The sequence below is a fragment of the Mucilaginibacter sp. 22184 genome (genome assembly GCF_052045695.1).
GTDB lineage: Bacteria > Bacteroidota > Bacteroidia > Sphingobacteriales > Sphingobacteriaceae > Mucilaginibacter.
This window is the reverse complement of sequence record NZ_JBQEPI010000007.1, coordinates 214,254-228,837: the sequence shown is the minus strand read 5'-3', so window position 1 is coordinate 228,837 and position 14,584 is coordinate 214,254. Positions and strand designations below refer to the sequence as shown.

Annotated in this window: 7 protein-coding genes and 1 tRNA gene; all 8 read right to left on the bottom strand. The window is 43.7% G+C overall.

Features of this window, described 5'->3' with window-relative positions; genetic code table 11:
- Positions 1-14: 14 nt before the first annotated feature.
- On the bottom strand, positions 15-437 hold the full coding sequence (locus ACTJKG_RS16950; RefSeq protein WP_172336995.1) for a response regulator: 423 nt from the start codon (positions 435-437) through the stop codon (positions 15-17).
- A 13-nt stretch (positions 438-450) separates the two neighbouring features.
- Positions 451-1,929, bottom strand: coding sequence for a PAS domain-containing sensor histidine kinase (locus ACTJKG_RS16945; RefSeq protein WP_440739884.1), 1,479 nt, complete (start codon positions 1,927-1,929; stop codon positions 451-453).
- 449 nt (positions 1,930-2,378) lie between these two features.
- Positions 2,379-3,038, bottom strand: a complete 660-nt coding sequence (locus ACTJKG_RS16940; protein WP_440739883.1) for a DNA alkylation repair protein — start codon at positions 3,036-3,038, stop codon at positions 2,379-2,381.
- Positions 3,038-3,502, bottom strand: a complete 465-nt coding sequence (locus tag ACTJKG_RS16935) for a YciI family protein (protein WP_440739882.1) — start codon at positions 3,500-3,502, stop codon at positions 3,038-3,040. Before ACTJKG_RS16935 ends, ACTJKG_RS16940 begins: the two co-directional genes overlap by 1 nt.
- Before the next feature lie 360 nt (positions 3,503-3,862).
- On the bottom strand, positions 3,863-4,279 hold the full coding sequence (locus ACTJKG_RS16930) for a hypothetical protein (RefSeq protein ID WP_172336991.1): 417 nt from the start codon (positions 4,277-4,279) through the stop codon (positions 3,863-3,865).
- Positions 4,280-4,295: 16 nt separating this feature from the next.
- A tRNA-Cys gene (locus tag ACTJKG_RS16925) sits at positions 4,296-4,368 on the bottom strand.
- A gap of 699 nt (positions 4,369-5,067) precedes the next feature.
- Complete coding sequence (locus ACTJKG_RS16920; RefSeq protein WP_440739881.1) at positions 5,068-5,997, bottom strand: PorP/SprF family type IX secretion system membrane protein; 930 nt, start codon at positions 5,995-5,997, stop codon at positions 5,068-5,070.
- Between the two features lie 57 nt (positions 5,998-6,054).
- Positions 6,055-14,544: an MBG domain-containing protein gene (locus ACTJKG_RS16915; RefSeq protein WP_440739880.1), complete on the bottom strand. Its 8,490-nt coding sequence runs from the start codon at positions 14,542-14,544 to the stop codon at positions 6,055-6,057.
- Positions 14,545-14,584 lie beyond the last annotated feature (40 nt).

Here is a 14,584-nt window from a genome sequence, read left to right as displayed (position 1 = left end):
TGTACTAAATTCTTCTACTGTCTTGCTAATCCTGGCAAATCTTTGAAGATCTTTTGAAGTTGCTGAATATCCACCGGTTTGTAGATATAATCGGAAATTGAAGCGATATTTCTCGCACGGTCAATATCATGCGAGTCAATAGAAGAGCTAAGCATGTAAACGGAGATTTTTTTCCCCAGTTGTGATTTTATTTCCTCAAATTCTTTCATAAATTCCCACCCGTCCATTACCGGCATAACAATGTCCAGAAATATGATATCCGGTAAATCACCGGCGTTATTGGGATCTCTTAAATAGGTAATAGCTTCATTACCATTGCTAAAATTAGTAACCTGAGCGTTCAGTTCTTTTATACTAAGTAGCTTTTTAAATCCGTAAACGTAAATTTCGTTATTATCAATAATACAGGCACTAACAGGAGGACGGGCTATGATCATTTATCAGTTTAAATTATACCAGTTTAATGGTAAATTTAGTGCCAATATTTACCGTACTTTCAATTTTGATGCTACCGCCAAGTGCCTCAACCTGGTTACGGGTAATAAATAAGCCTATACCTTTGGCATCTGGATTTTGATGAAATGTTTTGTACATTCCAAAAACCTTATCACCATACCTGTCAAGATCTATTCCTATGCCATTATCTTCAAATATCAGGTAAATGTGGTTTCGCTCTTTTAATGTATGGCACTTGATATGGGGCTGCCTGTCCGGATGACTGTATTTTAGCGCGTTTGTAAGCAGATTTTGTAAAATACTCTCCATATAAGCCGGTATATAGCTTATTTGTGGACACTGGCTAAAATCATATTCTATGCGGGCATTAAACGCTTCTATATTATTTTTTATAGCCGATTGAATGTTGTTAAAAATAGCCTCAAAGTTAATTATACTCCGCTCATTGGTAATTTCGGTCTGTATCTTAACAATTTCGTTCAGGTGTTCGATAGTAGCGTTTAAACTACCGCTGATCGATTTAATATGCGCGAAGATCTCCGTACGATCCTCTGCCAATTCTGTTTCTTCATACAGATTTACCATGAATTGCAGATTACCCGTATGCGAACGCAGATTATGTGATACGATATAAGCAAAATTTTGCAGGCGCCTGTTTTGATCAGTCAGCAAATTGAGGGATGATTCCAGACTCAGTCCTTTACGTTTATTGCTGTCGATATCCTGTAAAATACCCCTTATTGTAACGCATTTGCCATATTCATTAATAATAGGCACACCTTTGGCCCGTACCCATATCACGTGGTTTTTAGCTGTTCTGAATAACAGTTCCAGGTCATAGGGTTGGCAAAATTCCAGCGCGTTATTAATGGCGTTTTGGACAACAGGGCGATAGGGCGGTTCAAAAAAGCTTACCGCTTCTTCAATGCTGAGTTTTATTTCGGTTTGCAGCTCAAAAATATCGTATATCTGCTTGGATAAAGTTAAATTAAGGGTAGCAGCATCAATTTCCCAACTACCTAATTTAGCTATCTTAATAGTATCGTCGTAATGCTGATCATTGCGCGCGGCCTTCAGTTCAGCTTGTTTATACAGATTAATATTGATAATGGAACCATAAATGATCTGTCCACTTTTATCATATTGCTTTTTGATAGTGCTTTCAAACCAATGATACCCTGATGACTTGGTAAGTAATCTTATTTGAATAGGTTTAGCAGGATTAGTATTGAGATCATTTAAAGCGTTCAGAAAAACAGCTTTGTCCTGGTGATATAAAAGGTGATCAAAGAAAATGTGATTGGAGCATTCAATTTCATTAGGTTCATATCCTAAAATACTATAAAAACCTGCCGACCATTTAATGACCCTTGTATTAATATTATATTCCCAAATACCTGCATTAATGTTATCAATTATTTGAGCAAGATGCAGCCTGCTGTCATCAGAAAACTTATCCTCAGAAAAACTCATATAAATCAATACCTACTCATTTATTTGATAACAACATGCTCTCTATAAGAAAATTATGTGCCATAATTTAAAATCACGGAAATTACAACCATACGTTGTGTGTGTTTTTTTTCTGATCGGCAGTATTAAGTCTAAATTAACAGACTTCAAATATAGTATTTGAAATTATATAAACAACTCTAATACTGGCAATTAGCAAATAAACTTTCTTGTATTAAAATATTGTCATTTGAATGGGTCAATGGCTCAAAATAGTTGATTTGGACCACGTTTGATTACAGTTTGCCTGCATTTAATTGTAAAAAGATATTACAATTATGATTTGAGCCCTGATTTTTTTAAAAAATGTTCATAATGGCATTGCCGAAGAAAAATTGAGACGCAAATGTGATATTTTTTAGAAGAATGTCCTGTTTTTTATCCGTTTTTGCGTCAATAATAAATTATAGTTATCGGGGTGTTAGTTCTGCCAGCGCATTAGAGGCAATCCATTTGGCTGCTTTGTGTTCTTGCTTTGAAATATTTCGAGCTGTTTGTATAGCTATCATTCTTAACACATCATTCCTCTTCCCGATCTGCCTAAGAGCCCAATTCACCGCTTTTTTCACAAAATTTCGGTTATCCCAAGCCTCTCGCTCAATAACCGGCATTAGTGCTATAAATACCTCATTAACAGATTTTTTATCATGCACTGCATATTCAGCCATAAGCACAAAACCAGCGCGTTTTATAAATTCCGCTTCGTTAGTGCTAAACTCAAGTGCCTTGCTCATGGCAAAAGGGGTACGGTCAAACAGGTTGCCGCATACCTGATCACATAGGTCCCATGAATAAAAATCTTTTGTCCAGTTGTCTATCTGCTCTTGGGTAACCTGGGCGGGGTCATCAATTAACGATGCCAGCAGGCGCGCCTCGTGCAAACCTGTAGCCCAAAGGTCAAGAGCAAGTTGATGATCTTTTTTAATGGCTTTGGCCAGCTTGCGCAGTTCAGGAAGACGAATGCCTATAGCTTTTGTATTATCAATGCCATAACGCTGCATACCAACCAAATAGGCCGCATCGGCCTTTTCTTTCAAAAACCCAATAACCTCATCAACATCCTCCATCATCAATTGGTGATGCTTTTGCTTTGCAGCTTGTTATGAATATTAACAACCTCCAGCAAGGCTGCAGAACAGTAAAATGGATGTAATTCCATCACCAGGCTACCTGCTTTTATAGCGGGATCGGTTTCGGTTAGTTTTTTGGCTTCCTCAAGCGTTTCTACATTGAAAATAAATATCCCGCGGATAGGCTGATTATCCAGAAATGGGCCTGCCACTACCAGTTTTCCCTCTGCTGCCAAACGACCAATGTTTTTTAAATGGGCCATTTGCAATTGCACGCGTGCCGCTGAATCTTTGAGCTGGGTTGGACCTTCCTTTAAAAAGGCAAGTACATATTTTTTCATTCCGTACTGATCGGCACCCAGTTTTTTGGCAAGCGCGGCGTCATAAACAGGTTTAGCGGTATCTTGTGCAAAGCAGTTGATGCTGAAAGCAATAATAGCCAAGAAGAGAATAAGATTTTTCATCTTAATATACATTTAGGTTCTATCAAATATAAAAAACAGGCAGCTTTACCCGGTAAATTATTGATACTATTAATTTACCAGGTAAAGCTGTCTTTATCATGACTAACGGCCATTCTTAAAATATGGCCAGGAATGTATCATTGAATATTATATAACCACCATACGAAGTCAGGATAATCCCGTGCTGATTTATAATATTCATAATCAGGATCGATGGTTTACAACTATAAAGGAGTTATGAAGGGCAAACGTATTTAAGATCGTCTGCACTTATTTATTACATAATTCACTATTGATCTGACGAATAAGCGACACTTTAACTATAAATCACAAAAAAAATTAATCTTTTTCACTTTATAATCAATTTAAAGGAAGCGTTTCTACAGGGACATCCCAATGGGCGACGACCAGTTCAAAACGTCGCTGTTCAGCTTTTATATAACTATCCTGATCAGGGAAAAGTTGTTTTTTGTAGGGATCGACAATACTGTAGTCTAATGCCAGATGCTCCGTTTTAAAAGTAAGTATCACTTTAAAATCCCAGCGGGTGTCCTCTCCGCTATGTATGATCGGCACTTCGGCTTTAATACTCAATATATCTCCTTTTTCCTGTAGCTTTTTAAGTAGCGGATAATGATTCTTTTGCCAAAGCGTGATAAACTCATCAGCATGTCCCCACTTCAGTTTGTAATAGTTCTCTATGGTTAGCGGCTTTTCCTGGGCAAAGGCCATATTGCCACATATTAACAGCAGCAACAGTAATAGATTTTTTTTCATTGTTTCATTGTTTTTGAGGCGTGGGGACGGATTCGAACCGTCGTAAAAGGTTTTGCAGACCTCCGCCTAAACCACTCGGCCACCCCGCCTTAAAGCTATCTGTAAATAGCACAGGCATGCAGTATTTAAATCCTTACATCAGTAAACCGATTAAAGAAAATAAAAGCAGGAGTTACAACAAGCACCAAGAATTTTAATAGGGGCTGATTGTACATGGGGTGATTGATATGGCAGCAAAGCAGGCAATTGTAGTAACATGATATATTATTAATTATGCTAGCAAATATAATTATTAATTTAATAATATACTATATCTATAGAATTTATAGATTATTAATTATATACCTTTTTTTGACCACTCGTGTATAAAACTTTGTACTGCCGGCTGGGTTAACTACGGCTCTTGTTGTATAGCATCACTGCGGAGCAAGTTGTACCAACCGGTTTAAGCAGGTCGGGCATCACTTCATTGGTCGGAATCTTGCTCTGATTATTCTTGATTGATAGCATAACCAACACATAAGGCCTGCCCGAGGCAACGAGCCATTTAAGGTAAAACTTAAAAGAAGCACCATTTGCTCAATACCCACAACTCCAGATTTTACGGCATTGGTATATGTGTGGGATTAAACTGGATCAGATCGACTGATTCAAAGTCCATTAACTTTTCCCGACTCACACAGTCCCCTACAATATCCAAAAATCCTAGAGAGTGGATCTTTAAAGATCTATAAAAGGATAGATTATTCGCTAACTTTCCCTCCCGGATAACAACTATCGGCAAACCTTTATTTATCCCTGCGGAACAGCTTTAGCCTTAAGCCAAGTTCAAGGGCACCGGTGGTATACCCAGCAAGCTTTCCGGTTTCCAGATTATAAGTAAAGTTAAAAGCAAAGGCCTTTTGGTCAAACACCAAACCAAGCCCAGTGCTTTGATTGCTATGATATATGGCCTGCAACGATACAAAGTAGTTGCTCATGGTAAAATTAAAACCGGCATCAACAATATCCTTTGCACCTTTAATTTTCCGATATGCGGTAAGTGGTTCAATCAACAAATCGGTGTAACCGCTGCTTACGTATATTTTATAACTGGCGGCGGCAAAAAATTCCACACGGTCCACATCGATACGTTCGATAGAGTTTTTGAAAAAGGCAGCTTTTAAATTGGGGATAGCCCCTTCTAAAAATAAATTATCGCTGGTGTATGCTATACCAAAATCTCCATCTACGTAAGGTTTAGCCTGGTTGTACCGGGCTATCTGTTCATCTGTTTCATCGCCTACAATCTTGTTCATGTCAATACGGCCATCGTTAACGCCCAATGAAAGACCAAAATTCAATTTCTGATTCCTGTCGCTAAGCGGCAGGTGATAGGCGTAGGTGCCCATGGCGCGGGTTTGCCTAAGCAAACCCGACTGATCGTCTGTAATATTCAACCCCAATCCAACCCTATCTGTAGCCTGGTAATCGGCGGTAAGTGTTTGTGATTTTGGTGAACCCGGAAATGTGTTCCATTGCTGGCGATAGCCTAAATTAATATTCAACCCCCGATCCAGACCGGCCATAGCAGGATTGATCAAATACCTGTTCTGGAAATACATGGATTGAAAAGGATTTAACTGTGCCCTGCTGTACATAGAGAAGCATGTAAGCAGCGCCATTAACAGCAAAGCCTTTTTGAATTTTATATTATGATGTTGTTGAAGGTTTTTCATTTTATTTATAATTTCTTTTGATCTGCGGTTTTTCCTGTTTATCTGATTCTGGTTATTTTACCTGTCGTGGATAATGGTGATAAATCCTTTAAACTGACGTTTTTGCGGCCCCAGGTCAACAATGTAATAGTACGTTCCCTCTGTAAGCGGAGCGCCGCCATAAGTGCCGTTCCAATCATTAGTGTAACCATGCTTGGTGTAAACTGTACGTCCCGCCTTATCAAAAACAGTAACCGTGTTATTAGGGAAAAGCTGGATATCAGCTATCACCCAGGTATCATTCTTACCATCGCCATTAGGGGTAAGTATATTACTGGCAACAATATTCCTTTGATCTTCACCCCTGTAAATAACCAGTGTGTAGGTATTTTTAGTGATATGATCCTGAGCGGTTACCAGGATACTAATGGTATTATTACCTACATTAAGCGGAATGAAGAATGACTGCCTGTCATTTGGTGCCGATGATCCGTTAATGGTCGCCGTAGCCGTTGGGTCAAAAGTGAGTGTGAGACGTACTCCCTGTATCTCATTATCGACCTGAGCGTTATAGCTAAAATTGTCCGAATTAAATGAAGGTGTTAAGGTACCGGATGTTGGAACCAGGTTAATCAGCTTAGCATTGCTAAGTGGTATAACCGTTAATTTGCCCGGTACATAATTAAATGAATAATTAGCTGATATCGCACCGCTTGCCGTAATAGGATATGAACCTGGCAATGAATTAGAATTAGCCACTGTAGCCAACACTGGTAACTTGGTCAATGCCGTCTGATCATCACCATTTACAAAACCGCTGTAAACCGCAGTGAACGCTGGATTGGCGACTCCATATAAACGGCTTTTATTTTCAACCGTAATCGTTAGCGTAGCTTTATTAACGGTTAATGTTCCGGATACGTAAACAATTTGATAATTGGTGCTGGCGGCCCCGCTTACCGATATAGGATAAGTTCCAGCTGCGGACAATGGTGTTGCGGTTGTGGTCACAATTGGCTGTGTAGTTAAGTTACTATTATTTTCACCATTCACAAATCCACTATAGCTGATGTTCAGTGCAGGGTTAGCCGAGCCGTAAATTTTGCTGGCATTATTAGCGGTAATAGTGAGCGTTCTTAGCGTAATATTGAGGTTAGCTCCAACATAAGTGAGTGTATAATTACCGTTGAGCGCCAGACTGCCTTGCTGAATAGCGTAAGTACCTACCTTTTCTCCGGCCACACGGGTAAGTGCACCAGTAAATTTATCGGTGCCTACTAATGCTCCATTAGTGATGGTATAAGTTAGTGCCGGATCAATAGCACCGTAAACCTTCGTTTGTGCATTGGCGGTAACTGTGATAGCCGCTTTGCCAATAGTCAGATTAGCACCAACGTACGTCAGCGTATAATTGGCATCGAGTGCCAGTGTACCTTGTTGGATAGCGTATATGCCCACCTTTTCACCGACTGCACGGGTAAGTGCACCGCTAAATTTATCTGTACCTACCAATGTACCATTAGTGACCTTGTAGGTAAGTGCCGGATCAGCTGCGCCATAAACTTTAGTTTGTGCGTCAGCAGTAACTGTAATAGCTGCTTTGCCGATACTAAGGTTAGCACCAATATAAGTGAGTGTGTAATTATTGCTAAGAGCCAGACTGCCTTGCTGAATAGCATAAACTCCCACGTTTTCACCGGCAGTACGGGTAAGCGCACCGGTAAATTTATCAGCCCCCACTAATCCACCGGTGGTGATCTTGTAAGTCAACACCGGATCGGCCGCACCATAAGTTTTGGTTTGGGCATCAGCAGTTACGGTGATCGCCTCTTTGCTAATGGTAAGGTTAGCGCCTACATAAGTAAGGGTATAATTGCTGCTGAGCGCCAGCGTACCTTGTTGAATAATATATATGCCTGCGTTTTCGCCTGCTGCGCGGGTTAATGTGCCTGTAAAGTTATCCTTGCCAACCAAAACACCGGTCGTGATCTTGTAGGTGAGCAGAGGATCAGCTGTACCATAAATTTTGTTTTGGGCATCAGCAGTTACTGTAATAGCTGCTTTACCGATGGTTAGGTTAGCACTAACATATGTCAACGTATAGTTGCCGTTAAGAGCCAGAGTTCCCTGCTGAATAGCGTAAGTACCCACATTTTCGCCGACTGCACGCGTTAAAGCTCCGGTAAATTTATCCGTACCTATTAACCCTCCGGTCGTGATCTTATACGTCAGCACCGGATCTGCCGCACCATAAACTTTGGTTTGCGCATCCGCAGTTACAGAGACCGATGCTTTGCCGATAGTAAGGTTTGCACCAACATAGGTTAGTGAATAATTGCTACTGAGTGCCAAAGTTCCTTGCTGAATAGCATAAGCGCCAACATTTTCACCAGCAACACGAGTCAGCCCACCAGTAAATTTATCTGTACCTACTAATGCACCGGTTGTGATATTATAAGTCAGTGCCGGATCAGCCGTACCATAAGTTTTGGTTTGCGCATTGGCCGTTACGGTGATGGCGGCTTTACCAATGGTTAAATTAGCGCCTACATAAGTGAGCGTATAGTTATTGTTAAGCGTTAAAGTGCCTTGTTTAATAGCATAGACACCTGCGTTTTCACCCGCATCACGGGTAAGCGTACCGGTAAATTTATCTGTACCTACCAGGGCTCCTGTCGTCACTGCATAAGTCAAGTTCGGATCGGCCGCACCATAAACCTTATTTTGCGCATTGGCTGTTACGGTGATGGCTGCTTTGCCAATAGTAAGATTGGCACTTACATAAGTAAGCGTATAATTATTGTTAAGCGCCAAAGTACCTTGCTGAATGGCATAAGTACCCACATTTTCTCCTGCCACACGGGTGAGCGCACCGGTAAATTTGTCCGTACCTACCAGGGCTCCGGTAGTCACTGCATAAGTCAGGGCCGGATCAGCTGCACCATAAACTTTGTTTTGTGCATTGGCCGTTACAGTGATAGCAGCCTTGCCTATAGTGAGGTTAGCACCCGCATAGGTCAGCGTATAGTTGCTGCTAAGTGCCAGCGTTCCTTGTTGAATGGCGTAAGAGCCTACATTTTCGCCTGTGGCACGGGTCAATGAGCCGGTAAAGGTATCCGCAAATTTTAACGCTCCGCTGGTGATCTTGTAGGTCAGTGCCGGATCGATAGCTCCATAAACCTTGTTTTGCGCATCAGCAGTAACGGTAATAGCAGCTTTGCTTATGGTTAAATCAGCGCCCACGTAGCTGAGCGTGTAGTTGCTGCCAAGCGCTAATGTACCTTGTTGAATAGCGTAAATGCCCACGTTTTCACCGGCGGCGCGGGTTAACGTACCTGTAAAATTATCTGTTCCGACCAATGCCCCGCTGGTAATTTTATAAGTCAGTGCAGGGTCAGTTTCACCGTAAATTTTATTTTGTGCATCGACGGTGACGGCGATAGCCGCTTTGCCGATCGCCAGGTTGGCTCCTACATAAGTTAGCGTATAATTGCTGCTAAGTGCCAGGGTACCTTGCTGAATAGCGTAGGCTCCAGCATTTTCACCGGGTGCACGTGTCAACACACCGGTAAATTTATCAGTACCTACCAATGTACCGCTCGTGATCTTATAGGTCAGTACGGGATCAACTGTCCCGTAAACTTTTGTTTGTGCATCAGCCGTTACGGTGATTGCCACTTTACCAATGGTTAGATTAGCGCCAACGTAAGTCAGCGTATAATTACTGTTGAGCGCCAGGGTACCTTGTTGAATAGCATAAGTACCTGCGTTTTCACCTGCCAAACGGGTCAGCGCACCGGTAAAGGTATCCGCAAATTTTAGTGCTCCGCTGGTAACTTTGTAAGTCAACGCCGGATCGGCTGCACCAAAAGCTTTATTTTGTGCATCAGCGATTACGGTGATAGCCTGTTTACCTATGGTTAGGTTAGCGCCTGCATAAGTGAGGTTATAATTGCTGCTAAGCGCAAGGGTACCCTGCTGGATAGCATAGGTTCCTGCATTTTCGCCCGCAGCGCGGGTAGGTCTTCCGGTAAAGGTATCCGCAAATTTTAACGTTCCGGCCGTGATCTTGAAGGTTAATGCCGGATCGGCTGCGCCATAAGTTTTATTTTGTGCATCGGCGGTTACTGTGATGGCTGCTTTGTTTACCGTGAGGTTGGCACCTGCATAAGTCAGCGTATAATTGCTGCCGAGCGCCAAAGTACCCTGCTGAATAGCATAAGTACCAGCGTTTTCACCGGGTGCCCGGGTAAGTGTGCCGGTAAATGTATCCCCAGGTGCCAATGCGCCACTGGTGATCTTATAGGTTAATACCGGATCAACATCGCCATAAGTTTTGGTTTGCACATCAGCGGTTACGGTAATGGCCGTTTTGCCAATGGTGAGGTTAGCGCCTACGTAAGTAAGGCTATAATTACTGCTGAGTGCCAGGCTACCTTGCAGAATAGCGTAAGTTCCTGCACTTTCACCCGGGGCACGGGTAAGCGAGCCGGTAAATGTATCGGCAAATGCCAGCCTTCCGCTGGTAATACTGTAGCTCAGGAACGGATCTGCAGCGCCGAAAGCTTTGGTTTGCGGATTGGCGGTAACGGTTACATCGGCCTTATTAATGATAAAGTTAGCGGTAACAAAAGTGAGCGTATAGTTATTATTGAGCGCCAGGCTTCCCTGCCTGATGGCATAAGTACCCGCATTTTCGCCCGGTGCACGGGTAAGGGAACCGGTAAATCCATCAGTACCTACCAATGCGCCTGTGGTAATGGCATAGCTTAAAGTAGGGTCAACGTTGCCATAAATTTTATTCCCCGTATTGGCAGTAACCGTAATAGCCGCTTTGCCTATGGTAATATCCCCGGCAACATAGGTGATGGTATAATTCGCCGGATTAAACGTACCACCTGTAGCAGCACCTGGCACTATGGCACCGGTATAGGTATTTACCGCGGCCCCTGCTGCTGCACCAGTTCCGTAAGTGAGTGTTACACTGCCAATGGTTTCGGTACCCGCCAGTCCGGTTGACGTGAAAGCTATAGAACCTGCGCCGCTGGTAAGGGTTTGTCCGTATGTTTTGGTTTGGTTACTCGCGGTAATGGTTAGGGCAGCCTTGTTCACCGTTAAAGTGCCTGGCTTATATGTAAAAGTATAGTTATGTGCTGCCGCGCCGCTCGGTGTTATTGGATAAGTACCTACCGGCGAATTGGTCACTGCCGGCGTTGTTAAGGTAGGAGCCGTAGTTAAACTTGCGGCATTATCTGTGCCTACAAAGCCGCTATAGCTTACGCTCAGGAGCGGAATACCAGCGCCGTAAATTTTATTGGCATCATTGGCGGTTACGGTTAGCGTTGCCGGATTTACCGTTAGTGTGCCTGGCTGATAAACAATGGTATAGTTTGATGATACCGCGCCACTTGCTGTTATGGCATAAGTACCTACAGGCGAGTTTGGTGTTGCTGCAACGCTGATAACGGGCAGTGTGGTTAAGCTGGATGGATCATCAGTACCTACAAAACCGCTGTAGCTTACCGTAAGTGTGGGAATAGCTGCACCGTATATCTTGGTTTTGTTGACTGCTGTTATAGTTAAAATTGCCTGCCCTACGGTGAGTGTACCGGTTGTATAGGTGATATTATAGTTAGCTGCGTTAAAAGTACCACCCGTTGCCGCACTTGGCACGATGGAACCCGGGTAAAGACCTACTGGCGCCCCTGCTGCAGATCCTGCGCCATAAGTAATGGTTACACTGCCTATGGTTTCTGCATTAGCCAACCCGGTTGAGGTAAAATCAACAGAGCCCGGTCCACCGGTAAGGGCAGTTCCAAATGCTTTGCCTTTATTATTGGCAGTAATGGTTAATGCGGCTTTGTTCACCACAATATTGCCAGCTATATAGTTAATAGCATAGTTGGCCGGATTAAATGTACCGCCGTTGGCGGCGCTGGCTGTTATCGACCCGGTATAGGTGTTAACCGCGGCATTGGCGGCAGCACCTGTTCCGTAAGCAAGGGTAACATTGCCAACAGTTTCTGTGCCTACCAAACCGGATGTGGTAAATTCTGTAGCGGTGGCACCGCCGGTAAGGGCCTGGCCGTAAGTTTTGGTTATATTTTTGGCGGTAATGGTCAGTTTTTTAGCGTTAACCGTGCTGGCCACCGTAGCTACATTTACACTGGATACACCAGCGCTGCTCAATATTACATTACCCGAGTAAGTGCCCACATTGGTGTTGGCCGCTAACCTGATGTAAACCGGTGTTGAAGGAATATTTCCAGCTGCACCAATGGTAACCGTCGGTGTAAATGTGGTGTTATCACTACTCACCTCAAAACCGGTTGGTGCGGTAACCAGTATACCGGCGCTAAGATTTACACCCGATACATTGAACGAACCCGAAGCTAAAGCTGTGCCGTAAGTGGTGGTGAAAGCTGATAATGTACCGGTTGTATTGATGGCGGCTGGGGCTATACTTACAGTTTTACTGACTGGATTGCTGCTCAAAGTACCATCATTTACTGAAAAGGTGATGGTCCTGATGTTTGCTGTAGGGGATGCCTGCGTGTTCCTGTAAACTATTGAACGCAACGCGGCCTGCCACTGTGCAGTAGTAGCCGTACCGCTTGCTGATTGCATGGAAAGTATACCGACGAGATTGTTATATGAGCCGGTAATATCACCCGTGGCCCCACTGGCTGTAAACACCAACCTGTCTTCTGTCGAGTGCAAGCCACCGGTAATGGATACTATACCAGAAGCTAAAGTACCACCGTCATCACTCACTGTAATTACCGGATCAACAGCAACATCCGTACCTGAAAATACAGTTGTGCCTGCTGATGCAACTAATACCGGGGCCTGGTTAACCGCGCTGATAGTAAAGTTTGCGGTGGCCGTAGCACAAAGCGACGGGGTTCCGTTGTCGCACACCTGGTATTTAAAACTGTCGGTACCAACATATCCCCCATTTGGCGTATAGGTAAAGCTGCCGTCGGCATTCAACACCACGGTACCATTTATAGGAGCGGTTACCAGCGATGCTGTTAGCTGATTGCCATCTGGATCTGTATCATTACTGAGTACATTATTACTGGAACTGGCATTTTGATTAAGTACATAATTATCATTCGCGGCCACAGGAGCAGAATTGGCATGTGTAAGCGTTACGGAAACCGTGTTGCCACTCACCTTACCGTCATTAGCCTTATAGGTAAACTGATCATCAGCCGTACCGGTTGAATTGTAGGTAAAACCGCCGTTTGCCCTTAAGATTAGCGAACCATGTGCCGGGCCGGATACCAATACAGCCGACAGGGCATCGCCGTCGGCATCCGTATCGTTGCCTAAAATGCCAGGAGTAGGAATAGTCAAGGCCACGCCGGTACTAAAGCTATAATTATCAGCCACCGCTACCGGGGCGGCGTTAACATGCGTCAGTGTTACCGTAACCGTGTTGCCATCAACCTTACCGTCATTAACTTTGTAGGTAAACTGATCATTAGCCGTACTGGCTGTGTTGTAGGTAAAACCACCGTTAGCATTTAATACCAGTGAACCATTGGCCGGGCCGGTTACCAATATGGCCGTCAGGGCATCGCCGTCGGCATCCGTATCGTTACCTAAAACGCCCGGAGCAGGAATGGTTAAGGCTACCCCTGTGCTAAAGCTATAATTATCAGCCACCGCTACCGGGGCTGTATTAACAGCAAGCGTAATAAAGGTTTTATCGGCGCCATAAGCAGTACCAATACTATTGGTAGCATAAGCCCTCACATGGTATGTAGTACTACCAGCCAGACCAGGCGCGTTTACAGAAATAGCACCGGTACCTGTGCCATTGGTTATTTTAGTATTAGCAATAGTGGGGTTGGCCGTGGTAGCATAAACTACCCCTTTTTCGTTCACTGTAGCGCCGCCATCGGCAGTTACATTGCCTGATAATGTAGCCGAATTGGAAGTAACCGCAGCCGGGTCGCCCGTGGTTACTGTTGGTAGTACTGCGCCAGTAGAGATAACCACATCATCAATACCAACACCAAAGGCTGCAGGTTTATCAGAGGTAAATCTTACTTCATCGATATTAACAAAGGCTCCTAATTGCGATTCCGGTATATTCACCAGCGCCACTGCGCCGAGGGCTGCTGTTGATGTTGATCCCAATTCGCGCCCACCTTTGTAGGCGTGAAGGGTAATTACCTGATTACCACCGGCTGCGGCACCTACAGATGTTGGCGTAACCGATATACTCCGCAAGGTAAATAAGGAGCCGGAAGCCGTTAGTATCCGCGCAAAGTTAAATGTTGCATCCGTGCCTACCTTTTGCATGCGGATGAAGGGGTTACCGCCCAGGGCCGAGGTCAATATGCGCTGTTCGCCGGTTCCCTGGCACTGTAATACCCAGCCGTTGGCCACACTGCAATTGGCATTGGTGAGGTTAAGATTGGCGATGACATTGTTATCGGCCAGTATAACACCTGAGGTAGGGAAACATGACCAGTCGAATGTTTGAGCCGAAACCCGGAAGCCGGTTATGATACTTAAAAGGGCAATACAAAAAACGAGTAGATGTTTTTTCATTTGAATAAGGTTGGTAATGATAGGCCGGTATTTATTGTTA

Excerpts from the sequence above, each read along its gene's own strand:
- ACTJKG_RS16915 (WP_440739880.1), bottom strand. The coding sequence starts at position 14,544 with ATGAAAAAACATCTACTCGTTTTTTGTATTGCCCTTTTAAGTATCATA.
- ACTJKG_RS16935 (WP_440739882.1), bottom strand. The coding sequence starts at position 3,502 with ATGAAAAATCTTATTCTCTTCTTGGCTATTATTGCTTTCAGCATCAAC.
- ACTJKG_RS16930 (WP_172336991.1), bottom strand. The coding sequence starts at position 4,279 with ATGAAAAAAAATCTATTACTGTTGCTGCTGTTAATATGTGGCAATATG.
- ACTJKG_RS16945 (WP_440739884.1), bottom strand. The coding sequence starts at position 1,929 with ATGAGTTTTTCTGAGGATAAGTTTTCTGATGACAGCAGGCTGCATCTT.
- ACTJKG_RS16950 (WP_172336995.1), bottom strand. The coding sequence starts at position 437 with ATGATCATAGCCCGTCCTCCTGTTAGTGCCTGTATTATTGATAATAAC.
- ACTJKG_RS16940 (WP_440739883.1), bottom strand. The coding sequence starts at position 3,038 with ATGATGGAGGATGTTGATGAGGTTATTGGGTTTTTGAAAGAAAAGGCC.
- ACTJKG_RS16920 (WP_440739881.1), bottom strand. The coding sequence starts at position 5,997 with ATGAAAAACCTTCAACAACATCATAATATAAAATTCAAAAAGGCTTTG.